This window comes from Sulfitobacter sp. HGT1, assembly GCF_013282155.1.
Taxonomy (GTDB): domain Bacteria; phylum Pseudomonadota; class Alphaproteobacteria; order Rhodobacterales; family Rhodobacteraceae; genus Sulfitobacter.
In genome coordinates this window covers 212516-236759 of the sequence record NZ_BLWI01000002.1, presented here as the reverse complement: position 1 = coordinate 236759, position 24244 = coordinate 212516, and the positions used below count along the sequence as shown (strand labels likewise).

22 protein-coding genes are annotated in these 24244 nt (G+C 59.8%); 16 read left to right on the top strand and 6 right to left on the bottom strand.

Annotated elements, in window-relative coordinates:
- The first annotated feature begins 26 nt into the window (after positions 1-26).
- The 3 genes from betB (at position 27) to HGT1_RS03250 (ending at position 4176) form a co-directional block, all read left to right on the top strand.
- Entirely contained in the window at positions 27-1478 is a 1452-nt protein-coding gene (gene betB / locus HGT1_RS03260; protein ID WP_176248545.1) for a betaine-aldehyde dehydrogenase, read from the top strand.
- Between the two features lie 259 nt (positions 1479-1737).
- Positions 1738-3396, top strand: a complete 1659-nt coding sequence (betA, locus tag HGT1_RS03255; protein WP_176248544.1) for a choline dehydrogenase — start codon at positions 1738-1740, stop codon at positions 3394-3396.
- 81 nt (positions 3397-3477) lie between these two features.
- The gene (locus HGT1_RS03250) at positions 3478-4176 is read left to right on the top strand and encodes a thermonuclease family protein (RefSeq protein ID WP_176248543.1); all 699 of its coding nucleotides are present in this window, start codon (positions 3478-3480) and stop codon (positions 4174-4176) included.
- On the opposite strand, the gene HGT1_RS03245 is transcribed toward HGT1_RS03250, so the two are convergent.
- Together HGT1_RS03245 and HGT1_RS03240 are read right to left on the bottom strand one after the other, a co-directional pair.
- A complete protein-coding gene (locus HGT1_RS03245; protein WP_176248542.1) occupies positions 4177-5577 on the bottom strand; it encodes a short-chain fatty acyl-CoA regulator family protein in 1401 nt (466 codons plus the stop codon).
- Positions 5578-5652: 75 nt separating this feature from the next.
- The gene (locus HGT1_RS03240; RefSeq protein WP_176248541.1) at positions 5653-6870 is read right to left on the bottom strand and encodes a multidrug effflux MFS transporter; all 1218 of its coding nucleotides are present in this window, start codon (positions 6868-6870) and stop codon (positions 5653-5655) included.
- Positions 6871-7038: 168 nt separating this feature from the next.
- On the opposite strand from HGT1_RS03240, the gene HGT1_RS03235 reads away from it, so the two are divergent.
- The 6 genes from HGT1_RS03235 to HGT1_RS03210 all read left to right on the top strand — a co-directional run bounded on the left by HGT1_RS03235 (position 7039) and on the right by HGT1_RS03210 (position 12411).
- Positions 7039-8571, top strand: a complete 1533-nt coding sequence (locus HGT1_RS03235; RefSeq protein WP_176248540.1) for an acyl-CoA carboxylase subunit beta — start codon at positions 7039-7041, stop codon at positions 8569-8571.
- A gap of 125 nt (positions 8572-8696) precedes the next feature.
- Positions 8697-9074 carry a DUF6497 family protein gene (locus HGT1_RS03230; RefSeq protein ID WP_176248539.1) on the top strand — a complete coding sequence of 126 codons (378 nt, stop codon included), beginning with the start codon at positions 8697-8699 and terminating at the stop codon, positions 9072-9074.
- Between the two features lie 214 nt (positions 9075-9288).
- Positions 9289-9432 carry a hypothetical protein gene (locus tag HGT1_RS03225; RefSeq protein ID WP_008226068.1) on the top strand — a complete coding sequence of 48 codons (144 nt, stop codon included), beginning with the start codon at positions 9289-9291 and terminating at the stop codon, positions 9430-9432.
- An 87-nt stretch (positions 9433-9519) separates the two neighbouring features.
- The gene (locus HGT1_RS03220) at positions 9520-9867 is read left to right on the top strand and encodes a hypothetical protein (protein ID WP_176248538.1); all 348 of its coding nucleotides are present in this window, start codon (positions 9520-9522) and stop codon (positions 9865-9867) included.
- A 175-nt stretch (positions 9868-10042) separates the two neighbouring features.
- Positions 10043-10249: a hypothetical protein gene (locus tag HGT1_RS03215; RefSeq protein ID WP_176248537.1), complete on the top strand. Its 207-nt coding sequence runs from the start codon at positions 10043-10045 to the stop codon at positions 10247-10249.
- 116 nt (positions 10250-10365) lie between these two features.
- Positions 10366-12411, top strand: a complete 2046-nt coding sequence (locus HGT1_RS03210; protein ID WP_176248536.1) for an acetyl/propionyl/methylcrotonyl-CoA carboxylase subunit alpha — start codon at positions 10366-10368, stop codon at positions 12409-12411.
- An 85-nt stretch (positions 12412-12496) separates the two neighbouring features.
- Here HGT1_RS03210 and HGT1_RS03205 read toward each other — a convergent pair whose 3' ends face one another.
- Positions 12497-12958, bottom strand: coding sequence for a DUF4174 domain-containing protein (locus HGT1_RS03205; RefSeq protein WP_176248535.1), 462 nt, complete (start codon positions 12956-12958; stop codon positions 12497-12499).
- Between the two features lie 168 nt (positions 12959-13126).
- Here HGT1_RS03205 and HGT1_RS03200 point away from each other — a divergent pair, with 168 nt between their 5' ends.
- From HGT1_RS03200 to HGT1_RS03170, 7 genes are all read left to right on the top strand, one after another.
- A complete protein-coding gene (locus HGT1_RS03200) occupies positions 13127-14062 on the top strand; it encodes a hypothetical protein (protein WP_176248534.1) in 936 nt (311 codons plus the stop codon).
- Positions 14025-16154, top strand: coding sequence for a methylmalonyl-CoA mutase (gene scpA, locus HGT1_RS03195; protein WP_176248533.1), 2130 nt, complete (start codon positions 14025-14027; stop codon positions 16152-16154). The genes HGT1_RS03200 and scpA overlap by 38 nt, the downstream gene beginning before the upstream one ends.
- 118 nt (positions 16155-16272) lie before the next feature.
- Positions 16273-16890 carry a VOC family protein gene (locus HGT1_RS03190; RefSeq protein WP_176248532.1) on the top strand — a complete coding sequence of 206 codons (618 nt, stop codon included), beginning with the start codon at positions 16273-16275 and terminating at the stop codon, positions 16888-16890.
- Entirely contained in the window at positions 16887-17378 is a 492-nt protein-coding gene (locus HGT1_RS03185) for a GNAT family N-acetyltransferase (protein WP_176248531.1), read from the top strand. The genes HGT1_RS03190 and HGT1_RS03185 overlap by 4 nt, the downstream gene beginning before the upstream one ends.
- Positions 17379-17409: 31 nt before the next feature.
- A complete protein-coding gene (locus tag HGT1_RS03180; protein WP_176248530.1) occupies positions 17410-18090 on the top strand; it encodes a molecular chaperone DjiA in 681 nt (226 codons plus the stop codon).
- Complete coding sequence (locus HGT1_RS03175) at positions 18090-19115, top strand: endonuclease/exonuclease/phosphatase family protein (RefSeq protein WP_176248529.1); 1026 nt, start codon at positions 18090-18092, stop codon at positions 19113-19115. The genes HGT1_RS03180 and HGT1_RS03175 overlap by 1 nt, the downstream gene beginning before the upstream one ends.
- Before the next feature lie 52 nt (positions 19116-19167).
- Positions 19168-19542: a hypothetical protein gene (locus HGT1_RS03170; RefSeq protein WP_176248528.1), complete on the top strand. Its 375-nt coding sequence runs from the start codon at positions 19168-19170 to the stop codon at positions 19540-19542.
- On the opposite strand, the gene ppx is transcribed toward HGT1_RS03170, so the two are convergent.
- The 3 genes from ppx to HGT1_RS03155 all read right to left on the bottom strand — a co-directional run bounded on the left by ppx (position 19539) and on the right by HGT1_RS03155 (position 24243).
- On the bottom strand, positions 19539-21113 hold the full coding sequence (gene ppx, locus HGT1_RS03165; RefSeq protein ID WP_255200081.1) for an exopolyphosphatase: 1575 nt from the start codon (positions 21111-21113) through the stop codon (positions 19539-19541). The two genes, HGT1_RS03170 and ppx, sit on opposite strands and share 4 nt — an antisense overlap.
- Positions 21114-21330: 217 nt before the next feature.
- Positions 21331-23505, bottom strand: a complete 2175-nt coding sequence (locus HGT1_RS03160) for an RNA degradosome polyphosphate kinase (RefSeq protein WP_176248527.1) — start codon at positions 23503-23505, stop codon at positions 21331-21333.
- A gap of 66 nt (positions 23506-23571) precedes the next feature.
- A complete protein-coding gene (locus HGT1_RS03155; RefSeq protein WP_176248526.1) occupies positions 23572-24243 on the bottom strand; it encodes a chromosomal replication initiator DnaA in 672 nt (223 codons plus the stop codon).
- Position 24244 lies beyond the last annotated feature (1 nt).

The window sequence follows — 24244 nt, the reverse complement described above, 5'->3', positions numbered from 1 at the left end:
GCGCAGAACCGAATTGAGAGAGAACTATGCAAACCCAACCTACCGCCAGCCACTTTATCAACGGCTCTTATGTCGAAGACACCAATGGCACGCCCATCGAGGTGATCTATCCTGCGACCGGCGAAAAGATCGCAACGGTTTATGCCGCGACGCCTGCCATCATCGAACAGGCGCTGACGGCTGCACGTTCAGCCCAGGCCGCATGGGCCGCCATGACCGGCACCGAACGGGGCCGCATCCTGCGCCGTGCCGCCGATATCATGCGTGAACGCAATCACGACCTGTCGATCCTTGAGACCTATGACACCGGCAAACCCTATCAGGAAACATCCGTGGCGGATGCGACCAGCGGAGCGGATGCGCTGGAATATTTCGGCGGCTTGGCCGCGACGCTGACCGGCGAACATATCCAACTGGGCGAAGACTGGGTCTATACCCGCCGCGAACCCTTGGGCGTGTGTGTTGGCATCGGTGCGTGGAATTACCCCACGCAGATCGCCTGCTGGAAGGGCGCACCCGCGCTGGCCTGCGGCAATTCGATCATCTTTAAACCCTCCGAGACAACACCCCTTTCCGCGTTGAAAGTCGCCGAGATCCTGTTCGAGGCGGGTCTGCCTGCGGGGCTTTATAATGTTGTGCAAGGCATGGGCGACGTGGGGGCCGCATTGGTCACTGACCCGCGCGTCGACAAGGTATCGCTGACCGGATCGGTGCCCACAGGCCGCAAGGTCTATGCCGCCGCCGCAGAAGGGATGAAGCACGTCACGATGGAACTGGGCGGTAAATCCCCGATCATCGTCTTCGAAGACGCCGATATCGAAAACGCTGTCAGCGGCGCGATTCTGGGCAACTTCTACAGCTCGGGTCAGGTCTGTTCGAACGGCACGCGGGTCTTCGTGCATGCCGACATCAAGGAAGTGTTCCTCGGGCGTCTGGCCGAACGGCTGGAGGGCGCGGTGATCGGCGACCCGATGGACCCTGCCACCAGCTTTGGCCCGATGGTGTCGAAACGTCAGCTGGACATCACCCTTGGCTATATCGAAAAGGGCAAGGCCGAGGGCGCGCGTCTGGTCTATGGCGGAGAGGCGATCGACGGCAAGGGCTTCTACATGCAGCCGACCGTCTTTGCAGATGTGACCGACGACATGACCATCGCGCGCGAAGAAATCTTTGGCCCCGTCATGTCGGTGCTGGATTTCACTGACGAAGACGACGTGATGGCCCGCGCCAATGACACGGAATTTGGCCTTGCCGCCGGCGTGTTCACCCGCGATCTGACCCGCGCCCACCGCGTTGCGGCGAATTTTCAGGCGGGCACCTGCTATATCAACACCTATAACGACGCCCCCGTCGAAGCCCCCTTTGGCGGCATGAAGAATTCGGGCGTCGGGCGTGAGAATTCGAAGGCGGCGATCGAACATTATAGCCAGTTGAAATCCGTCTATGTGCGCATGGGCGATATGGAGGCCCCGTTCTAAAGCGGGTGTGATCCAAAGGAGCGCTGACGCGCATTCGATATTTGGCGCGTGATGCACCCTGAGCCCAGATTTTTGATCGGAGTGGGTGCAGGGGGCGGGCCGTCTGTTTGCTGAGAGGTGCTTGAGGGATCAGTCTGATCCTCAAGTCACCTGATCAATTTTAAGGTGCGAGTCCCATGCGCCTCAAGGACAAGCCGCGCAGATGCGCGGTGCCTGACGGCATCCTTGACCCGCCTGAGACTCACGAGAAGGAGCTGGGATGCAAGCCGAGTTTATTATTGTTGGCGCGGGAAGCGCCGGTTGTGCGATGGCCTATCGTCTGGCCAAGGCCGGGCGCAAGGTTTTGGTGATCGAGCATGGCGGCACCGACGCGGGGCCTTTCATCCAGATGCCGGCGGCCTTGTCCTATCCGATGAACATGAAGACCTATGACTGGGGTTTTTCATCGGAACCCGAACCGCATCTGGGCAACCGCCGTCTGGCAACCCCGCGCGGTAAGGTCATTGGCGGGTCATCGTCGATCAATGGCATGGTCTATGTGCGCGGCCACGCCGAGGATTTTAACCATTGGGCCGAACAGGGTGCCGATGGGTGGGGCTATGCCGATGTGCTGCCCTATTTCAAACGCATGGAACACTGGCATGGCGGCAACCACGGGGGCGATGCCGAATGGCGCGGCAAGGACGGCCCGCTGCATGTGTCACGTGGCCCGCGCAAGAACCCGTTGTTCAAGGCTTTTGTCGAGGCTGGCAAACAGGCCGGCTACGAGGCGACCGACGATTACAACGGCGAAAAGCAAGAGGGTTTTGGCCCGATGGAGCAAACCGTCTTTGGCGGGCGGCGCTGGTCTGCGGCCAATGCCTATCTGCGGCCTGCGCAAAAGACCGGCAATGTCGAAATCATTCGCGCCCTCGCGCAGCGCGTGGTGATCGAGGACGGCCGCGCCGTGGGTGTCGAAGTGTTGCGTGGCGGCAAGACCCAAGTGTTGCGCGCCAGTGGAGAGGTCATCCTTGCCGCGTCGTCGATCAATTCGCCCAAGCTGTTGTTGCTGTCGGGCATCGGGCCTGCCGCGCATCTGGCGGAACATGGCATTGAGGTGGTCGCGGATCGTGCTGGCGTGGGCCAGAACCTGCAAGATCATCTGGAGCTTTATATCCAGATGGCCGCAAGCCAGCCGATTACGCTCTATAAGCACTGGAACCTTGTGTCCAAAGCCATGATCGGCGCGCAATGGCTGTTCACCAAGACCGGTCTGGGCGCGTCCAACCAGTTTGAATCGGCGGCGTTCATCCGGTCCAAAGCTGGGATCAAATACCCGGATATCCAGTATCATTTTCTGCCCATTGCCGTGCGCTATGACGGCAAGGCCGCGGCAGAGGGGCACGGGTTTCAGGCCCATGTCGGCCCGATGCGGTCAACATCTCGCGGGGCGGTCTCGCTTCGGTCGGGTGATCCTGCCGATGCGCCGAAAATCGTGTTCAACTATATGTCGCAGGACCGCGATTGGGAGGAGTTCCGCAATTGCATACGCCTGACCCGCGAGATTTTTGCGCAAGACGCCTTCAAGCCCTTTGTGAAGGGGGAAATCCAGCCCGGTGCCGATGTGCAAACCGATGACGAGCTGGACGCCTTTATCCGCGACCACGCCGAAAGCGCCTACCACCCGTGTGGTACCTGCCGGATGGGACGTGCGGATGATCCGGATGCGGTTGTGGACCCCCAAGGCCGGGTGATCGGTGTTGAAGGCTTGCGCGTTGCGGATAGTTCGATTTTCCCGCGCATCACCAATGGCAACCTGAACGGGCCGTCGATCATGGTGGGTGAAAAGATGTCCGATCATATTCTGGGGCATGATCCCTTGGCCGCGTCGAATGACGAACCCTGGATCCATCCCGATTGGCAGACGTCCCAACGCTAGGCGGGCTGCGGTTCGAGAGAAAATTAACTAAAGTTAACAAATGTCATTGATTGGGGCGCTCAAACGCTCCAGTCATGGTGGATGTTAAAATTCTGTTTACACCTGACCCTTGCCTTGGTCATTTTTGTCCTCGGCCCCGCTGCACATGCTGCCGAAAAGCGTATTACGGGCACCATCCATGTCATTGACGGCGATACGTTTGACGTGGGCGGGACGCGCGTGCGGCTTTTCGGCATTGATGCCCCCGAAGGGGACCAGACCTGCACCGATGCGGGCGGGACCGAACTGCGCTGTGGGTCCTTCGTGACCAAGCAGGTGCGCGATGCCTATCGGGGCAAGCAGGCAGTGTGCAAACAAGTCGATACAGATCGTTATGGTCGCAGTGTGGCGCGCTGTATTGTGGGCAATGTGGATGTGGGGCAAAGCCTTGTCGCCAGCGGCTTGGCCTTTGCCTTTGCAGAATATTCCCGCGATTACGTTGCCGTGGAAAAGGCCGCGATCCGGGCGGGCCGTGGCATCCATGCCTATCGCCTGATCCGTCCTTCGGAATTTCGCGCGGGCAAACGCGACGCACAGACGGCGGCTGCCAAAACACCGGCGCAGGTGGGGCAGAACGGTTGCACGATCAAGGGCAACATCAGCGCCAAAGGCGCGCGGATTTTCCATGTGGTCGGGCAGCGGGATTATCAACGCACCTCGATCCGTACAGATAAAGGCGAACGCTGGTTTTGTTCCGCAAGCGAGGCCCGCGCCGCCGGGTGGCGCGCCGCGCGGCGCTGATCACTTCACCTGATAGGGCAGCACATCGCGCAGATCGGGATCGACGACCAACTGCCGTTCAAGCGGCGGCACAGACCGCTGGTGGCAGCCTTTGCGGTCGCAGATGCGGCAGGAAATCCCGATAGGTTCAAAGGCCGATGCGCGGCTGGTGTCCATCCCGTCGGCATAGACCATGGCCGCGGCATGGCGCACCTCGCAGCCCAGCGAAATAGCATACCGTCGCACCGGTGCGCCAAAGCGACCCGCCGGCTTCGAGATGTCCCGCGCCAGAGAGATATAGCGCACCCCGTCCGGCGTTTCGGCAAGCTGGCGCAGGAAACGGCCCGGTGTTTCAAACGCGCTGTGCACATTCCACAACGGGCAGGCCCCGCCGAACCGCGCAAATTGCAGCCGTGTGGCAGAATGGCGTTTGGTGATTGTACCGGCCTGATCGACACGCACGAAAAAGAACGGAATTCCCTTTGATCCGGGGCGTTGCAGCGTCGACAGGCGGTGCGCGACCTGTTCGATTGACGCGCCAAATTGCCCCGCCAGAATTTCCAGATCATGGCGGCATTCCTGCGCCTTGGCCAGAAAGGTCTGGTAGGGCATCAGCGCGGCACCGGCGAAATAATTGGCCAGCCCGATCTTGGCGATGTCACGCGCGGCACCGCTGTGAAAACGGGCCAGATCAAGGGTCGCTTCAAGCAGGTCGTTCTGCCGGATCATCGCCGTCTGGAACAGCAGTTGAAACAGCTGGGTTTCTTGCGGGGCACGCGACGAAATGTGCAAAATCCCGGCGGCGGGTTCAAAGCGGCGCAAGGCAGGCACATCATCAAAGCTGACCGTGATGCCAACGGCTGTCAGGGCCGCAATCGCTGCCGACTTGAGGGTTTTTCCATCGCTATGGGCACGGGCGAAATGTTCGGCGGCGCGGTCAACTGCGTCGATGTAATTGTCGCAATAGTGAAAGAAATCGCGCACTTCTTCCCAGGGGCTGGGGGAGGCACGGGCATCTTCGCGGCCCAATGCCTCGTCCAGATAGGCAAGGCGTTCATGGGTCTGCCGATGGCTTTGGTGCAGCTTGATAAAGGCGCGGGCCAGCCCCGGTGCATTGGATGCGGCCAGTTGCAGATCGGCCAGGGGCAGGGTGTCGCCTTCGAACAAGGGGTCGGACAGGATTTCGCGCATGTCACTGACCAGGCGCTGGCTGTCTCCGCTGGACAGTTCGGTCACGTCCATCCCGAATTCAGAGGCAAGCGCCAGAACCACTGTCGTGCTGACGGGACGGTTGTTGTTCTCCATCTGGTTCAAATAGGGCAGGGACACGCCCAGCTTGGCGGCAAAGTTCTTTTGCGTGCTACCAATCTTGGTGCGCAATTCGCGCAGTTTCGCGCCAGCGTACAGCTTTTGGGTTGCCATGCAGATCAGGGCCTTTGCAAATTTGCGATGTCCCCCGACCCTAGCTTTGCAAACTTGGCGCTGCAAGCGCCGTGGTCAGCTGATCCCCAACGCTTTTTCGCGGCGGATCACGACCAGGATCGATACAACCCCTGCCGCTGCGGTCAACAGCATGATCAAAAGCAGCGGATAGGCCCCTGTTTCCTTGCTGAGCAAAGACCCCGCCAGAATGCTAAGGCCGGCCCCGCCGCCGATCATGACAGCGCCGCCCAATCCCGATGCGGTGCCCGCCAGATGCGGGCGTACCGACAACAGGCCCGCCGTCGCATTGGGGATACACAACCCATTGCCCAGACCGACCAGCGTCATCATGCCAAAGAACGTCACCGGGCTGCCGTAGCCTGCCAAAAAGATCAGCAGCGATACGGACCCCCCGAGCGCATTGGCAAGGCACCCGCACAGCACCAGCGTGTTGACGCCCCATGTGGTGGCCATCCGCGCGGTGATAAAGTTGCCAACGAAATAGCCAACCGCAGGCGCACCGAAATAAAGGCCAAGCTCGGCAGGTTCCATGCCGAAGACTTCGCTGCCCACAAAAGGCGCGCCGCCCAGATAGGCGAAAAAGGCACCCGAACAACAGGCCGCCGCCATCGAGTATCCCCAGAAGCGCGGCGATTTGAGCAGTTCGGGGTATTCGCGGAACTGCTGGCGCATGGTCTTGCCCGACCGCACCGATGTTTCGCCCAGATCAAACCACACCTGTGCAAAGACGATCCCGCCAACAGCAAACATCGCCCAGAACGTCGCCTGCCAGCCGAATGCCTGATCCAGCAAGCCGCCAACGGCAGGGGAAATCATCGGCACCAGCGCCATGCCCATGGTCACATACCCGATCATCGACGCCGCTTTGTCTTGGGTGAACATGTCGCGCACGATGGCGCGGCTGAGCACCATGGTCACCGCGACAATGGCCTGCGCACAACGGAACATCAGGAAAACGCCGGTCGTGGGCGCATAGATACACCCCAGCGTCGCGACCATATAGATCACCAACCCCCACAGCAGCACATTGCGCCGCCCCAGATTGTCGGACACAGGCCCGATGATCAGCTGCAACCCCGCGCTGAAAAGCAGATAAAGCGGCACAGACAATTGCATCACCGCATATTCCGTCCCGAAATACTCGGCCATGGCCGGCAGGCTGGGCAGGAACATGTTCATTGCCAGCGCACCAATCCCGGACAACAGGATCAGCGTCGACAGATGCGGGGGGCTGGTTTTGTCCAGAAATTGGACGGTGTTATCGTCTTTCATGCAAATGCACTTATGCCTGTGGTTGTATGTTGTCTATGATCTTCCTCACACTTTCCAAATTTGCAGTTTGCACATATTGCTCTGTATATAATTTGCAAATTTGCTAAAAGGCGCTTTGGTTGTGCAGCCACTCTGGATAGTATGCGGGAAATCTAACAGAGGTGCGTCATGAAAGATATCCTAGAACAGCTCGAAGACCGTCGCGAAGAAGCCCGCCTTGGCGGGGGGCAAAAGCGCATCGATGCGCAGCACGCCCGTGGCAAGCTCACTGCCCGTGAACGGATCGATCTGCTGCTGGACGAAGGGTCTTTCGAAGAGTTCGACATGTTCGTAACCCACCGCTGCACCGATTTCGGCATGCAGAACCAAAAGCCCGCAGGCGATGGTGTGGTCACAGGCTGGGGCACGATCAACGGCCGCCTCGTCTATGTGTTCAGTCAGGATTTCACCGTGTTCGGCGGCTCGCTCTCCGAAGCGCATGCGCAAAAGATTTGCAAGATTCAGGATATGGCAATCCAGAACGGTGCACCTGTGATCGGCATCAACGATTCCGGCGGCGCGCGTATTCAGGAAGGCGTGGCATCGCTGGCGGGCTACGCCGAAGTCTTCCAGCGCAATATCGAAGCCTCGGGCGTGATCCCCCAGATCAGCGTGATCATGGGGCCCTGTGCGGGCGGCGCGGTCTATTCGCCTGCGATGACCGACTTTATCTTCATGGTCAAAGACACATCCTATATGTTCGTGACCGGCCCTGACGTGGTGAAAACCGTGACCAACGAACAGGTCACTGCCGAAGAACTGGGCGGGGCCTCGACCCATACACGCAAATCCTCGGTGGCGGATGCGGCCTTTGAAAACGACGTCGAAGCGCTGGCCGAAGTGCGCCGCCTGGTCGACTTCCTGCCTGCCAACAACCGTGAAAAGCCACCCGTCCGCCCGTTCTTTGACGACCCGAACCGGATCGAGGCATCGCTTGACACGCTGGTGCCCGCAAACGCCAACACCCCCTACGACATGAAAGAGCTGATCCACAAACTGGCGGACGAAGGCGATTTCTACGAGATTCAGGAAAACTTTGCCAAGAACATCCTGACCGGCTTTATCCGCATCGAAGGCCGCACCGTCGGCGTTGTTGCCAACCAGCCGATGGTGCTGGCAGGCTGTCTCGACATCGACAGCTCGCGCAAGGCCGCGCGGTTCGTACGCTTCTGCGATGCTTTTGAAATCCCGATCCTGACCTTGGTCGACGTGCCCGGCTTCCTGCCCGGCACCAGCCAGGAATATGGCGGCGTGATCAAACATGGTGCCAAACTGCTCTTCGCCTATGGCGAGGCAACAGTGCCGATGGTGACCGTGATCACCCGCAAGGCCTATGGCGGTGCCTATGACGTTATGGCGTCCAAACACCTGCGCTCGGACTTCAACTATGCCTGGCCCACAGCCGAAATCGCGGTGATGGGGGCCAAGGGTGCCACCGAAATCATCCACCGTGCCGATCTCAAAGACCCCGAAAAAATCGCCCGCCACACGGCGGATTATGAAACGCGCTTTGCCAACCCCTTTGTTGCGGCAGAACGTGGTTTCATCGACGAGGTCATCCAGCCCCGCATGACCCGCAAACGCATCGCCCGCGCCTTCGCATCATTGCGCAACAAGCAAAAAACAATGCCGTGGAAAAAGCACGACAACATCCCGCTCTAACTTCTCTGGCTCTTAAATATCCTCGCCGAAGGCATAGAATCTCTGGCGCGACAGGAGAAACGCGTGAAACCGTTCGTTGATCACACACAAAGACCAATGCCTGCACGGGCAGGGTTGGGGGCCAGATGAAACTGGCCGCCGCCCTGATCCTGGCTGCGACATCGGCCTTGGCGGTTGATGTGCCGTCTGGCCAGCCCGTCGATCTGCAAGAGGTTCTTGTGGATCAGATGGGCGATGAAACCTGGCTGCGGTTCAGGTTTATCGCCCCGCAGATCGCCCGAAACGGGGGCACCATCGGCTATGACGCGGCGGGGCCGGATATGAAGGTGCTCTGTGATACGCTGGCTATCCCCTACATGGCGCAGTATGCGCTGACGGGCGACGTGATTGTGATTTCGCTGGCAGACCGGGCGGTTGAATTCGGTGCGGCCGACGCCGGCGCGACACAGTTTTTCGAAGCATATCGCCTGAAAAATGGCACCTGTATCTGGGAGGCTTTGTAATGCAACCACAACATCTTGCGCGGCGGCCTGTGACCGGTCGCACAACTGCGGCTTTGGAGTCACAATTTCGCCGATTGAAACGCGACCCGTATCCAATGGGCCGCAACTGCGGTATTATTTGCCCAAGGAATACCCAAGTATCCCTTACCGTAAAAACGGGGTCGAATTGGCATGAGGCAGTGTCAGGCCCTTCAAACAGCGACAGGAGACTTAAATGTCCAAGAGCATTACATTGTTGGCCGCATTCGGCCTTATCGCAGCCGTTTCGGCATGCGCACCAAAGCAGCAAGAAGAATATGTTGTGGTTGCACCCGAGCCAATCTCGGTTGAGCCAGTATACACAGGCAAGTACAAGTAAGACTTGCCGGGGGCAGGCGGTTGCGCCTGTCCTCACCCATCCTGCCCAAACAACGCCGTGCATGATCCCTGTAGTCTGGGGGCCATCATGCTGAAACATCGCGGTTTTCCGGGGCGTATGCCCGGTTCGGACTTTCAATTTACAATCCGTCGCGCCAACCCCAAAGGGGTGACACCGCTGACCCGCCGCGAGCGCCGCTCGGATCGCAAGTCGGTTGACCGGCGTGCGGATACGGCCTTCATGGCTGCGCTTTGGGAATGTTTCGGCGACGAACCTTTCGAGCGCGGCAATCTGGACGCGGGCCGTTTGTCATGGCTCTTTGGTCGCGAGGTCGTCCCGGCCCAGGACCCCTTTGACCCCGAAGATTACGAAGCCCTGCTGGTCATCAAAGAAGGCCTTGCACGGGCGTCTTTCCCTGACGCGTTCGAGGATTGAAGATGATGTCTGCATGGGTCACATCGGCGGACAACCGCCCCGCAGCAAGCAGGATTTCGCCTCTGTTTCCGAACAGGCTTGGCAATTCGGTCGCTGAAGGGGAACATTTGCTCTACATGCGCGTTAAGTCACGTAATCTAAACGCAATGATGAGCAGATCAAAAGGACGCCCCCCATGTCATTCAAGAACATCACTCTTGCCCTCGCAGCCTGTGCAGGCCTTGCCGCTTGCGGTGACACCATTGGCGAACAAGCCCTTGGCGGCGGTGCCGTCGGCGCTGGTGCAGCCGTCCTTACAGGCGGCAGCTTGCTTCAGGGTGCAGCCATCGGTGCCGGCGCAAACGTGCTTGCCTGCCAGTCGGGTGCCGTACGCTGCAACTAATCTGACCGACAGTGCTGCCGCCCCCGGCAGCGCGTCACCATATCAAAATACCGACCCCGCTCAGCCTGTGCTGATGCGGGGTTTTTCCGTTTCCTCAAGACCCAAAAGGACAGCCCATGTTCAATAAGATCCTGATCGCCAACCGCGGCGAAATTGCCTGCCGTGTTATCAAGACCGCGCAAAAGATGGGCATCCAGACCGTCGCCATCTATTCGGACGCAGACGCGCAAGCGCTGCATGTTCAAATGGCAGACGAGGCGATCCACATCGGCCCGCCCCCTGCCAACCAGTCCTATATCGTGATCGACAAGGTCATGGCAGCGGTCAAGGAATCCGGCGCACAAGCGGTGCATCCGGGGTATGGTTTCCTGTCCGAGAACGCCAAATTCGCCGAAGCGCTGTCCGCCGCCGGTGTCGCCTTTATCGGCCCCCCAGTTGGCGCGATCGAGAAGATGGGCGACAAGATCACCTCCAAGAAGATCGCTCAGGAAGCGGGCGTTTCAACCGTGCCCGGCTATATGGGTCTGATCGCAGACGCAGACGAGGCGGTGAAAATCTCCAACGAAGTCGGCTATCCGGTGATGCTCAAGGCATCTGCGGGCGGCGGCGGCAAAGGCATGCGCATCGCATGGAACGACGAAGAGGCCCGCGAGGGGTTCCAGTCCTCCAAGAACGAAGCCGCCAACAGCTTTGGCGATGACCGCATCTTTATCGAGAAATTCGTAACCCAACCGCGCCACATCGAAATTCAGGTTTTGTGCGATGCCCATGGCAATGGCGTGTATCTGGGCGAACGCGAATGTTCGATCCAGCGCCGCAACCAAAAGGTCGTCGAAGAAGCGCCATCGCCTTTCCTGGACGAAGCCACGCGCAAGGCCATGGGCGAACAGTCCGTCGCATTGGCCCAAGCGGTTGGCTATGCCTCGGCAGGGACCGTCGAATTCATCGTGGACGGCGACAAGAACTTTTACTTCCTCGAGATGAACACCCGTTTGCAGGTTGAACATCCCGTCACCGAACTGATCACCGGCGTCGATCTGGTTGAGCAGATGATCCGCGTGGCCAATGGCGAAAAGCTGACGATCACACAGGACGATGTAAAGCTGAACGGCTGGGCCATCGAAAACCGCCTATATGCCGAAGACCCGTATCGCGGCTTCCTGCCGTCCATCGGTCGTCTGACCCGCTACCGCCCACCGATGGAAATCGCGGCCGGTCCGTTGCTGACAAATGACAAATGGCAAGGCGATGCCCCCAGTGGTGCGATGGCCGTGCGCAATGATACCGGCGTCTATGAAGGGGGCGAGATCAGCATGTATTACGACCCCATGATTGCCAAGCTGTGCACCTGGGCCCCAACACGCGCCGAAGCGATCGAAGCCATGCGTGTGGCGCTGGACAGCTTTGAGGTCGAGGGCATCGGGCACAACCTGCCGTTCCTGTCTGCCGTGATGGATCACCCGATCTTTATCGCGGGCGACATGACAACCGCCTTTATCGAAGAACAATACCCCGACGGCTTTAGCGGGGTTGAGCTGCCCGAAACCGAATTGCGCCGCATTGCCGCTGCAACGGCTGCCATGCACCGGGTTGGCGAAATCCGCCGGACCCGCGTTTCGGGCCGGATGGACAACCACGAACGCAAGGTGGGTACCGCATGGAATGTCGCCATTCAGGGGCAATCCTATGATGTCGATATCGACGCCGATCCCAAAGGTGCGACGGTCACCTTCGAGGATGGCCATGCCATGCGCGTATCGGGCGACTGGACGCCGGGCGATCAACTGGCCACGATGACCGTCGATGATGCGCCGCTGATCTTTAAGGTCGGCAAGATTTCCGGCGGTTTCCGTGTGCGCGCCCGTGGGGCCGACCTCAAGGTGCATGTGCGCACCCCGCGTCAGGCCGAACTGGCACGCCTGATGCCGGAAAAACTGCCACCGGACACGTCCAAGCTGTTGTTGTGCCCCATGCCCGGTCTGGTCGTCAAAATCGACGTCGAAGTCGGTTTCGAGGTTCAGGAGGGCCAGAACCTCTGCACCATCGAAGCGATGAAGATGGAGAACATTTTGCGCGCCGAGAAGAAGGGCGTCGTTCTCAAGATCAACGCAAGCGCAGGCGACAGTCTGGCTGTCGATGATATCATCATCGAGTTTGAATAGACCCGATGGCCTTTGACGCACCCATATTTCACCCCATCGGCCCAGCGGTTCACGCTGTGCCGGTGAGGTGGGCTATGGGGGCGTGTCAGTCGAATATCTTTCCGGATTTTTCCTTGGCATCGCGGATTTCACGTTGCCGGATCGTCATCTTGTCGATGCTGCGGGTGATTTCGCGCACGTCCCAAGGGCGCGGTTTGCGCAGTTTGATGTCGCCATCCTTGCCGACCAGCACCAGCATGAACCCGCGTGGCCGCATTTTCAGCCGCAACGGGCTGCGGGCGGCGGGGTCTGTATCGGTTAACACAATGACGTCGCGGGCCAGCAAATCTTCTTGCTGTTCCATTAACAATTCCATCTGCTCTTGGTACGCAGGGTCGTCTGGACTGTCTGCAAAGACCAGAACCGGCCTTTTTTTCCAGTGGAATTCACTCAAATCTGCCATATCTGCCGGTGCAAACAGCACCGGGGCGGGTGGTTCTGTCGGGGTTTGTGCGGACAGCACGGACGCAAACAATCCAGCAAAAACAAGGGCTATCACAGGTTTCATTTTCTCTCCTACTGCCTCTGATATAGGGGGTTTGCGCGCGATTGCGATGCGCAAATTGGCGCAAGCACATATTAAGCTTAACGCAACAGGTCTTCGACCATGAATGGGGTCATTCCCCTGAATGGATCGGTTGGGATGGTCCTCTTAAGAAGATTGGGCGATAAGCTGATGGATATTATTCTGCATGTGGGCGCACATCGGACTGCGACGACCAGTTTTCAAAGGTATCTGCGGGCAAACTCCGACGCGATTGGCACATCCGGCACCGGCGTCTGGGGCCCGCTTCGGACCCGTAAGGGGCTGTTTTCCGGTATGTTTCCTGGCCCCGCGATGCAGGGGCGGTCGCCTGACCGGGTGAAAGGGCGGGTGTCCCTGCAACTGTCGCGCGCGCGCGATGCCGGGGTGGTGCGGCTGCTGGTGTCGGATGAAAACATGATCGGCTCGTCGCGCCAATGCGTGCGCACGGGGTCTCTTTTCCCTGCGGCGGGGGACCGGATGGCGCGCTATTGCGCGGCCTTTGACGGCGCGATCACACGGGTTATGCTTAACATCCGTTCCCCCGAAACATGGTGGGCGTCGGCGGCGGCCTATGCGATATCGCGCGGCCACGGGGTGCCGGACGCGGCGCAGCTTGACCGCATTGCCACGTCTGGGCGCGGTTGGCGCGATGTGATCACCGATCTGGCCTGTGCCGTGCCGAATGCGGAAATCAAGATCGCCCCCTTCGAAGAATTCGCAGGCCGCCCCGACGCGCTTCTGTCCGAGGCGACCGGCGTGCAGGCACCGCGTGACCGTGACCACTATTGGCTGAACCGCGCCCCCGATCTGCCTGCCTTGCGCGCCATTCTGGTCGAACGGGGCCAGAACCCCGACCTGTTGCCCGATGAGACGGGCCACTGGAACCCCTTTACCGAAGCGCAGACCGACGTGCTGCGAGAAACCTATTCCGACGATCTGTTCTGGCTTGCTGCCGGTGCGGATGGTCTGGCCCAACTGACAGAAAATCCCGCCCGAAACAGAGCAGGCACAAGCCAGCCCACGGGCGACACTAGAAAAGGACACTCCCATGACAGCCGACAAAGAGACATGGCGCAATCTGGCTGAGGCCGAACTGCGTGGACGAACCGTTGACGATCTGACCTGGCACACGCTGGAAGGCATCGACGTTAGACCGCTCTATACTGCCGATGACGTTGCCGGACTTGACCACATGGGCGGGATCCCCGGCGTGGCCCCCTTTACCCGTGGCGTCAAGGCGACGATGTACGCAGGCCGACCCTGGACGATCCGCCAATATGCGGGCTTTTCCACGGCCGAAGAATCCAACGCATTCTACCGCCGCGCACTGGCCGCTGGCCAGCAGGGCGTTTCCGTCGCTTTCGATCTGGCGACACACCGCGGCTATGACAGCGACCACCCCCGCGTCGAAGGGGATGTCGGCAAGGCCGGTGTGGCCATCGACAGCGTTGAAGATATGAAAATCCTGTTCGACGGCATCCCGCTGGACAAGGTGTCGGTGTCGATGACCATGAACGGCGCGGTTATCCCGATCTTGGCGAACTTCATCGTCGCGGGCGAAGAGCAGGGCCATGATAGATCGGTCCTGTCAGGCACCATTCAGAACGACATTCTGAAAGAATTCATGGTGCGCAACACCTATATCTATCCGCCCGAACCATCGATGAAGATCATCGGGGACATCATCGAATACACCTCTGATTTCATGCCAAAGTTCAACTCGATCTCGATTTCCGGCTATCACATGCAAGAGGCCGGCGCGAACCTAGTTCAGGAACTGGCATTCACTCTGGCCGATGGCCGTGAATATGTGCGCACGGCGATTGCCGCCGGCATGGACGTGGATAAATTCGCGCCGCGCCTCAGCTTTTTCTTCTGCATCGGCATGAACTTTTTCATGGAGGCCGCCAAACTGCGCGCCGCCCGTTTGCTGTGGTCGCGGATCATGGATGAATTCCAGCCCAAGAACCCGAAATCCGCCATGCTGCGCACCCATTGCCAGACCTCGGGCGTGTCCTTGCAGGAACAAGACCCCTATAACAACGTGATCCGTACCGCCTACGAGGCGATGTCGGCGGTCTTGGGTGGCACGCAGTCTCTGCACACCAACGCGTTGGACGAGGCGATTGCCTTGCCGACCGAATTCTCCTCACGCATCGCGCGCAACACCCAGTTGATCTTGCAAGAAGAAACCGGCGTGACCAATGTCGTCGACCCATTGGCTGGCAGCTATTACGTTGAAAAACTGACCAGCGATCTGGCCGAAGCGGCCTGGAAGCTGATCGAAGAGGTGGAAGAACTGGGCGGCATGACCAAGGCCGTGGCATCCGGCATGCCAAAACTGCGCATCGAAGAAGCCGCCGCCACCCGTCAGGCCAAGATCGACCGGGGCACCGACGTGATCGTGGGCGTCAACAAATACCGCCGCGAAACCGAAGACGCGATTGATATTCTCGACGTCGACAACGTTGCCGTGCGCGACAGCCAGATCAAACGGCTGGAAACATTGCGCGCAACCCGCGACGAGGCGGCGTGCACCGCCGCGCTGGCGGAACTGACCCGCCGCGCAAAAGAGGGCGGCAACCTGTTGGACGGTGCCGTCGAAGCCGCGCGGGCCCGCGCCACAGTCGGAGAAATCAGCATGGCAATGGAAAGCGAATTCGGCCGTCACCGCGCGGAAGTGAAAACTTTGGCAGGTGTCTATGGTGCCGCCTATGAGGGCGACAGCGGTTTTGCAGAAATCCAGAAGGCCGTCGAAGAGTTTGCCGAGGGCGAAGGCCGCAGGCCACGTATGCTGGTCGTCAAAATGGGTCAGGACGGCCATGACCGCGGTGCCAAAGTCATTGCGACCGCCTTTGCCGATATCGGTTTCGACGTGGATGTGGGCCCCTTGTTCCAGACCCCGGCCGAGGCAGCGCAGGATGCGGTGGACAATGACGTGCATGTCATCGGCATCTCGTCGCAGGCCGCGGGTCACAAGACGCTGGCACCGCAATTGATCAAGGCGCTGAAAGACGCAGGGGCCGAGGATATTCTGGTGATCTGTGGCGGCGTGATCCCGCAGCAGGACTACAAGTTCCTGTATGATGCAGGGGTCAAGGCGATCTTTGGGCCGGGCACCAACATCCCCAACGCCGCGAAAGACATCCTGAAACTGATCCGCGAAACCCGCGGTTAAGTCGGTATCAAGCAATGAGGGGGCTTTCTGCCCCCTCAAACTCCTCTACCTTTAAGAATGAGGGGGCTTTCTGCCCCCTCAAACTCCCCCGAGGATTTCTGACCATTTGGAAGCTGAAATGAGAATCGAACTGGATCATATCGCCGTTGCAGGAGAGAGTTTGGGCGCGGCGACGGCCCATGTTCAGGATGCTTTGGGCGTCGAAATGCAACAAGGCGGGGAACATGCGGTTTTTCATACCCATAATAGGTTATTGGGGATGCAAGACGGGCTGTATCTTGAGGCGATTGCGATCAATCCCGAGGCCGCCATCCCGGACCGCGCCAGATGGTTTGATCTGGACCGGTTCACCGGCCCCGCGCGGCTGACAAACTGGATTTGCCGCTGCGATGATCTGGACGCTGCATTGGCGGCTTTGCCGGCGGGGTTTGGTGCCCCGGTCCAGTTGCAGCGCGGGGATTTGCGCTGGCGGATGGCTGTGCCGGAAACCGGGGTCTTGCCCTTTGACAATTGCGCGCCGGCCTTGATTGAATGGCAAGGCGACGCGCATCCGGCGCAACGGCTTTTGACGGCGGACTGTCGTTTGACTGCGTTGCAGGTGCACCATCCGGAAGCCATGACATTGGCAGCCCTTCTTGCGCCGTTTTTGCACGACAATCGGGTGCGTTTTGTGGAGGCTGATGCCGGTTTGCGGGCCGAGGTCGAGGTCGGCGGTGCCAAGGTCGTATTGCAATGACGATCCGTGCCGCAACCCAAGCCGATGCTGCCGAGATTGCCGCGATCTGGAATGACATGATCCGCAACACGTTGTTTACCTTTACCACCGAAGAAAAGACCGAAACCGGCATTGCCGCGATGATCCTGGACAGGCCGGGGGCGGTTTGGGTGGCCCAGGCGGAGGCCGAGGCGATCGCAGGTTTTGTCACTTATGCGCAATTCCGGTCAGGGCCGGGCTACCGCACCAGCGTCGAACATAGCATCGTGCTGGGTGCCGGCGCACGCGGGCAGGGCACCGGGCGCGCCTTGATGGACAAGGCCATGGCATCCGCCGCCGGGCAGGGGCACCATGTCATGGTGGCCGGTATCAGTGCCGCCAATGCCGGTGGTGTGGCGTTTCACACGGCCTTGGGGTTTCAGCATGTCGGGCGCATGCCGGAAATCGCCCGTAAAGGCGGGCAATGGCTGGATTTGATTTTGATGCAGAAAATGCTGAGCGCCCCCTGACTTCTGCGCTGCGGCGCAGTATGGTGGTGCCATGTCGATTTGGTCACGTATCACCGAAGCTTTGTCAGCGCTCACTGCCGGTGAGGGGTTGGCGGCTGTTTTCGACCGTCTTCGCAGCCCGCCCGAGCGGTCAGTGGCCTTTACAATCGCGGTGATCGCGCTTGGTGCAAAGATGGCCAAGGCTGACGGGCAGGTGACCCGCGACGAGGTCACAGCGTTTCGCGAAGTGTTCCAGATTGCAGAGGCCGACCAGCAGGGTGCGGCGCGGGTGTTTAATCTGGCCCGTCAGGACGTGACCGGTTTTGAGGATTATGCAGGCCGCATCGCGCAGATGTTTGCCGACCAGCCGGAAATGCTGCGCGATCTGATCGAGGGGTTGTTCCACATCGCGATGGCGGACGGCATGTACCACCCCAACGAAGATGCGTTCCTGACCCGCGTGGCGCAGATTTTTGCCATGGACGACAGTGATTTCGCGTCTTTGCGCGCGCGGTTTGTGCCGGACACATCGCCGCTTCCGCATACGGTTCTGGGCATCGCGCCCAATGCAACCATGGAGGAGGCGAAGGCCGCATGGCGGCAGTTGGTTCGTGACAACCACCCTGACGCATTGGTCGCGCGGGGGCTGCCACCTGAGGCGATTTCGATGGCGGAAAAGCGGATGATCGACATCAACCGCGCCTGGGAAACTTGGTCGGGCAAGGCGCGCTGATGCGCATTGCGACCTATAATATTGAATGGTTCACCGGACTGTTCGACGACGATAACCAGCTGTTTAACGATGGCGGATGGTCAGCGCGCCATCAAGTGACCCGCGCCCAGCAAACCCAGGCCCTGGGGCGGGTGTTTCGGGCGCTGGATGCGGACGCCGTGATGGTGATCGAGGCCCCTGATAACAGCCGTAAACACGAGACCCTGACCGCGTTGCAAAACTTTGCCGCGCATTTCGATTTGCGCACGACCCATGCGGTTATGGGGTTTTCGAATGATACGCAGCAGGAAATTGCGCTGCTTTACGACCCTGCCAAGCTGACGGCCAGCCACACGCCGGGCGGAGAGGCGACCGGCCCCGATGGCGCAACCGGTGCGCCCCAGTTCGACGGTATCTTGCGGATTGATCTGGATATTGATGCCAGCGAAGATGCTGTTGTTTTCTCGAAGCCGCCGCTTGAGTTGAGCGTTCAGACCCGATCGGGGTTTGCGTTCCAGATGATCGGGGCGCATCTGAAATCGAAAGCGCCGCACGGGGCAGAGACCCCTGTTGATATCTTGCGCCTCGGGATCGCCAACCGCCGCAAACAACTGGCGCAGGCAATATGGTTGCGCAGGCGGATTGACGAACTGCTTGTCGCGGGCGCGCCTGTGATGGTCTTGGGGGATTTGAACGATGGTCCGGGTCTGGATTCGTTTGAGGACCTGTTCGGCCGGTCCTCGGTCGAGATTGTGATGGGCCACCGCGGGGAAGCAGCGTTGATCGACCCCCATGCCACCCGCGCCCTGTCACAGCGCATCGGGGCAATGCCGACAACTTCGCGGTTCTGGATCGCGCAGGAAAAGCGGTTTTTGCAGGCATTGCTGGATTACATCATGGTCAGCCCGGCGTTCATTGAGCGCAATGCCAGCTGGCGCATCTGGCATCCGCTGGATGACCCGGACTGTTGGGCGGATGAAGAATTGCGCGATGCGTTGATCACGGCGTCCGATCATTTCCCCGTGACAATCGAGTTCGACGACTGACCGCGCGTGCGATATCTTTTGCGGGGCGCACAAAGAGGTGTATCATCGGGCCATGAAACACATCGCGCTGATTTTTTCGCTGATCTGCCTGCCCGGTCTGCCGCTTGCCCAAGATTTGCCGGATGAGGGCCAGTCGATGATGGAGCGCGGGGTAGAGCTGTTTCTTGAGGGGCTGAAAAAGGAAATGGCACCGGCGCTGGAGGATTTGTCGGAGCTTGGCAAAAAACTGGGGCCGGCCTTGCAGGAGTTTGCCAGTGAAATGGGGCCCGCCTTTGCCGATCTGCTTGAAACGGTCGAGGATTGGAGCGTCTATGAGGCCCCCGAAATCCTGCCAAACGGCGACATTATCATCAAACGCAAACCTGATGTACCGGTCCCGCCGCCCGCGAAAATCATCGTGGACCAGAACCCGGAGTTCGACATCTAGGCCTTGACGGTTTTCAACTGAACCTCTGCCCCCAAGGAGGCGGCGAGAGAGTTCAAACGCGCCTCTGCGACCTCGCCAAAAAGCGGCAGCATGTCGTTGGTCAACCACAGTTCCAGCATCTTCTTTTTCGGGAACCACTTCAGGGTCCCGCGTTCCTCGTCTTTGTTCATCCACAGCATCGCACCAAACCGCATGGCCTTGCCCAGAATTTCAGCCTCGTTGCGCGTCTTTTCATCGACCATTTCATACAGGTCTTCAAAGCGGGTGTTTTCGCGTTTGTTGGAATAGCGGTGCAGCAGGGCCAACCCCAGAAAAATACGTTCCGAATGTTTGAGCCCGCCGAGATTGGCGCGGGTGGCGTTGTCAAAACAGACCTCGGCGCGGTAATCGGGATGCGCGCGCCAGCTGACGTCATGCAGCAGACAGGCAGCTTTGATCAAACGTTTGCGCTGCGGCGAAGCGGATTTGAAAAGCGGCGCAATGAAATCGGACAACACCTTGCCGAAACCGGGGGTGCGGGCATCTTTGGCTTCGGCAAAACGGCAGGCCTCGATCAGGGGATCGCGGTCGCGCAGACGCTGGGGCATCTGTTCGTAAAGCATGCCCTCGCGGATGCCATAGCTGGAAATGGCGATGTCCTTGGGCTTGAAGGTCTTGACCAGCCGCGACAGGACTTCGGCGGCAAAGGGCACCAATGCCATCCGGCTAGAGGACACGCCACTGATCAGGCGCAGTTCTTCGAGGTCGGAATTCTGGATGTGTTTCACGGTGGCGCGCACGGATTTGGCGGTCATGCGATATTCATGAAGCACATGCAGCGGATAGCCCCGACGTACCATATCAATGCGCGCAATCGCCCGCCACGACCCGCCGACAAGGAACAAACGGTCGCGCTGCGCGCCCATTTTTTCAGCCAGTCCCTGCATGACCTCTTTGATATGGGTTTGCCGTGATTTGGCACCGCCCTTGAGATCGCGCAGCTTGAGCGGCCCCAAGGCCGAGGTGACCCGTTTGCCGACGCGGCCTGCTGAAATCTCGGCCAGCTCCATCGAAGATCCACCGATATCGCAGACAAGACCGTAAGCGCCCGGCCAGCCCAAAAGCACACCTTGTGCGGAAAGCCGGGCTTCTTCCTCGCCGTCGATGACCCAGATTTTCAGGCCGGTTTCACGCGCGACCTCGTCGCAGAATGCACGGCCATCCGACGCATCGCGCACCGCAGCAGTCGCCACGACCGTCAGTTCAGCCAGATCCATCCCGTCAGCAAGCTTGCTGAAACGTTTCATCGCCGACAACGCCCGCGCGCGCCCCTGCGGCGACAGATGACCGGTTTCAGCCATGCCAGCCCCCAAGGCGCACATGATCTTTTCGTTATAGAAATACGCAGGCGAACGGGCCGCGCCATCAAACACCACCAGCCGGACAGAGTTCGAACCCACATCGACAACCCCGACCCGGGCAAGCGCACGGGCGGAGGGATCAAGAAACAGCGGTTTTCCGAAAAGCCCCAGATCGGCGACGCCGGTTTCAGGGACAGGGGGGGGCGGATTGGTGTCTTGGCTATCTGCCACAAATGCTCCTGCGGGGCCTTGGTTCAGCTTCAAACTGGCCCAGTTGGGGGGGGAAGGTCAATCGCTAACGGTGCGAGGTGGGCTGTAAAAAGGCGAGGGCCTGCGGCCCTCATGACATTCTGGCGCGTGGGGCGAGGTGAGCCCGGGTGCGGCAATCGGGATCGCGGAGGAAGCCTGCGCCTTCGGCGAGAGTTTATCGGGCAAAATGAAAACGCTGTCAGTCTTCGGTATGGGTCAGTTTGGGCACATCTGAGGCCCCGGCGCTGCCGCGGCCCGAGAGTGAAGGGTTTTCCATGAAAAACCGGTGGCAGCTGAAGGCGAAAACCCCGTCTTGCAAAGGCGGGCGGGTAAAGCTGCCATCGGCGGACATCACCCAGCTTTGTGCTACATCGGCGAGATTGGCCGCCATGATCTGGCTGGTGATCTGTGCCTTGACGGTGGGGTTTTCGATTTCCACCAGGGTTTCGACGCGGCGGGTCAGGTTGCGGCCCATCCAGTCGGCAGAAGACATGAAAACGCGGGCCTTTTTATGGGGCAGGCCATAGCCGTTGCCAAAGCATACGATGCGCGAATGTTCCAGAAACCGGCCCACGATGGATTTGACGCGGATGTTTTCGGACAGGCCTTTGATGCCGGGGCGCAAGCTGCAGATGCCGCGCACCACGAGGCTAATTTTGACTCCGGCCTGCGAGGCTGCATAGAGGGCATCGATGACGTCGGGATCGACGATGGAGTTCATTTTCGCCCAGATCTCGGCGGGTTTGCCGGCGGCGGCATATGTTGCTTCGGCTGCGATCATTTCGAGCAGGCGGGGTTTGAGCGAGATTGGTGAGATGGCCAGATTGTCCAGCGTATCGGGTTGGGCATAGCCGGACAGGTAGTTGAACACTTTGGTGGCGTCGCGCCCCAGTTTCTGGTCGCAGGTGAACAACGACAGATCGGTGTAGATGCGTGCGGTGATCGGGTGGTAGTTGCCGGTGCCATAATGGGTATAGGTGACCAGCTGGTCGCCTTCGCGGCGCACCACGGTCGAGATTTTCGCGTGGGTTTTCAGGTCGATAAACCCGTAAACCACATGGGCACCCGCCCGTTCGAGCCTGCGCGACTGGCGGATATTCGCGGCCTCGTCAAAGCGGGCTTTGAGTTCGACCAATGCGGTGACGGATTTGCCGTCTTCAGCGGCTTCGCACAGGGCTTCGACGATGGGGCTGTCGCGCGAGGTGCGGTAGAGCGTTTGTTTGATCGCCACCACGTTGGGGTCGCGGGCGGCCTGGGTCAGGAAGCGCACGACCATGTCAAAGGTCTCGTAGGGGTGGTGCAGCAGCATGTCTTTCGAGCGGATTGCGGCCAGCATATCGCCGTCATGATCGGTCACCCGTTCCGGCACGCGGGGGGTGAACTGCGGCCACAGCAGATCGGGACGGCTGTCGATCACCAGTTCGGACAGATCGCCAACCCCGATCATGCCGTCGATTTCGATCACATCCTGGGGGCGCACGCGCAATTCGGCCATCACGACGTTTTTCAGCTTTTCCGGAGCACCGGCGGAATGGGTCAGGCGGACGACCTCGCCGCGGCGGCGGCGCTTGAGGGCGACTTCGAACTCGCGCACCAGATCTTCGGCTTCGTCTTCGACCTCGAGATCACTGTCGCGCAGGATGCGGAATTCGAAGTGGCCTTTTAGTTTGTAGCCCGGGAACAGGCCGGGGATGTTGAGCACCAGCAAATCCTCGAGCGGGAGGAACCGCTTGCAGCCTTCGGGGGCGGGCAGGGCCACGAAGCGGTCGATCTTGGCGGGGATCGGCAGCAGCGCTTGCAAGGGGCGTTTATCGGCGGTCCGTTCCAGTTGCAGCGCCAGGGCGTAGCCGGTGTTGGGGATGAAGGGGAAGGGATGCGCGGGGTCGATGGCCAGCGGGGACAAGACCGCGAACACCTGATTTAGAAACACATCTTCGAGATAGGCCAGATCGGCCTGATCCAGATCAGCGGCGCGTTCGAGCATGATGTTCTGCGCGTCCATTTCGGTCATCAGATCGACCAGCGTGTTTTGCTGGGTCAGCATCAGCTTGCGGGCGTCTTCGTTGATCAGCACCAGTTGTTCGGCAGGTGACAGGCCGTCAGCGGCGGGGGTCGTGTTGCCGGCTTGGGCCAGTTCGCGCAGGCCAGCCACGCGGACGGTATAGAATTCATCAAGGTTATTCGCCGAAATCGACAGAAACCGCAGGCGTTCCAGCAAGGGCACGCGGGGGTTTTGCGCCTCTTCGAGGACGCGCCAGTTAAAGCCCAGCCAGCTGAGTTCACGGTTATAAAAACGCCCCGGACCAGAGAGGTCGAGATCGGGCAATGTCTCTGCTTGGGGGAAATCGGCCTTGAGGAAATCTGCTTGGTTCATAGCGGCCTTATGGCGTTGGATTACAACAGAATTATGACAAAAGGAATGGCACGAGTATCGCGCGGTTCAGGCACGGTTGTCCAGCACTTGTGCAGCAAGTGCTCGGGTCAGGGGTTTTTTCTGCGCAAGGCTGGCCGCATCAAGGGCAGCAACAAGCGCACCCGCTGCGGCAAAGGAGCGGTCCATGCGCAACAGCAGATAGGGGATCAGGTCGGGTTTCGGGGTGAGTTGCCGGTCTGCCAGCAGCTTGGCCATTACCGCCGTCAGCAGCATGTCATCGGGGGCATCAAGGGCGGCAGCACCGGCAGCGCCCAACCGGCTGGTGAGGTCCGGCAAGCTCAGGTTCCACCCCGCAACAGGGGGGGTGCCCGTCATCAACAGGCTGTGACCTTCGGCCAGAACCAGATTGTGCAGATGGAAAAGCGCGGTTTCCGCCGCCGCATTGCCCGCGATCGCAGGGACATCTTCGACAGCGACGCTGGTTTGTGCAAGTTGGGGGATATCAGCGGTGGCCAGATCGGCGGCATTGATGATCTGCGCACCGGCCATGGCGGCCCAGACATGGGTCAGGTGGGTTTTACCGGACCCCGCAGGCCCGGTCAGTGCCAGCTTGCGACCGGCCCAGCCCTGCCAGCCGTCAATCATCGCCGCTGCAATCGCGTTGGATGGTGCCACAAAGAAATCATCGCGACCCAGTGCGGTGCGACTGGGAAGAGCAAGGCCAAGTTGTTGTGCCATA

Bases quoted from the DNA above. Each gene is read 5' to 3' on its own strand.
- betB (WP_176248545.1), top strand. From the start codon at position 27: ATGCAAACCCAACCTACCGCCAGCCACTTTATCAACGGCTCTTATGTC.
- betA (WP_176248544.1), top strand. From the start codon at position 1,738: ATGCAAGCCGAGTTTATTATTGTTGGCGCGGGAAGCGCCGGTTGTGCG.
- HGT1_RS03250 (WP_176248543.1), top strand. From the start codon at position 3,478: ATGTTAAAATTCTGTTTACACCTGACCCTTGCCTTGGTCATTTTTGTC.
- HGT1_RS03245 (WP_176248542.1), bottom strand. From the start codon at position 5,577: ATGGCAACCCAAAAGCTGTACGCTGGCGCGAAACTGCGCGAATTGCGC.
- HGT1_RS03240 (WP_176248541.1), bottom strand. From the start codon at position 6,870: ATGAAAGACGATAACACCGTCCAATTTCTGGACAAAACCAGCCCCCCG.
- HGT1_RS03235 (WP_176248540.1), top strand. From the start codon at position 7,039: ATGAAAGATATCCTAGAACAGCTCGAAGACCGTCGCGAAGAAGCCCGC.
- HGT1_RS03230 (WP_176248539.1), top strand. From the start codon at position 8,697: ATGAAACTGGCCGCCGCCCTGATCCTGGCTGCGACATCGGCCTTGGCG.
- HGT1_RS03225 (WP_008226068.1), top strand. From the start codon at position 9,289: ATGTCCAAGAGCATTACATTGTTGGCCGCATTCGGCCTTATCGCAGCC.
- HGT1_RS03220 (WP_176248538.1), top strand. From the start codon at position 9,520: ATGCTGAAACATCGCGGTTTTCCGGGGCGTATGCCCGGTTCGGACTTT.
- HGT1_RS03215 (WP_176248537.1), top strand. From the start codon at position 10,043: ATGTCATTCAAGAACATCACTCTTGCCCTCGCAGCCTGTGCAGGCCTT.
- HGT1_RS03210 (WP_176248536.1), top strand. From the start codon at position 10,366: ATGTTCAATAAGATCCTGATCGCCAACCGCGGCGAAATTGCCTGCCGT.
- HGT1_RS03205 (WP_176248535.1), bottom strand. From the start codon at position 12,958: ATGAAACCTGTGATAGCCCTTGTTTTTGCTGGATTGTTTGCGTCCGTG.
- HGT1_RS03200 (WP_176248534.1), top strand. From the start codon at position 13,127: ATGGATATTATTCTGCATGTGGGCGCACATCGGACTGCGACGACCAGT.
- scpA (WP_176248533.1), top strand. From the start codon at position 14,025: ATGACAGCCGACAAAGAGACATGGCGCAATCTGGCTGAGGCCGAACTG.
- HGT1_RS03190 (WP_176248532.1), top strand. From the start codon at position 16,273: ATGAGAATCGAACTGGATCATATCGCCGTTGCAGGAGAGAGTTTGGGC.
- HGT1_RS03185 (WP_176248531.1), top strand. From the start codon at position 16,887: ATGACGATCCGTGCCGCAACCCAAGCCGATGCTGCCGAGATTGCCGCG.
- HGT1_RS03180 (WP_176248530.1), top strand. From the start codon at position 17,410: ATGTCGATTTGGTCACGTATCACCGAAGCTTTGTCAGCGCTCACTGCC.
- HGT1_RS03175 (WP_176248529.1), top strand. From the start codon at position 18,090: ATGCGCATTGCGACCTATAATATTGAATGGTTCACCGGACTGTTCGAC.
- HGT1_RS03170 (WP_176248528.1), top strand. From the start codon at position 19,168: ATGAAACACATCGCGCTGATTTTTTCGCTGATCTGCCTGCCCGGTCTG.
- HGT1_RS03160 (WP_176248527.1), bottom strand. From the start codon at position 23,505: ATGAACCAAGCAGATTTCCTCAAGGCCGATTTCCCCCAAGCAGAGACA.
- HGT1_RS03155 (WP_176248526.1), bottom strand. From the start codon at position 24,243: ATGGCACAACAACTTGGCCTTGCTCTTCCCAGTCGCACCGCACTGGGT.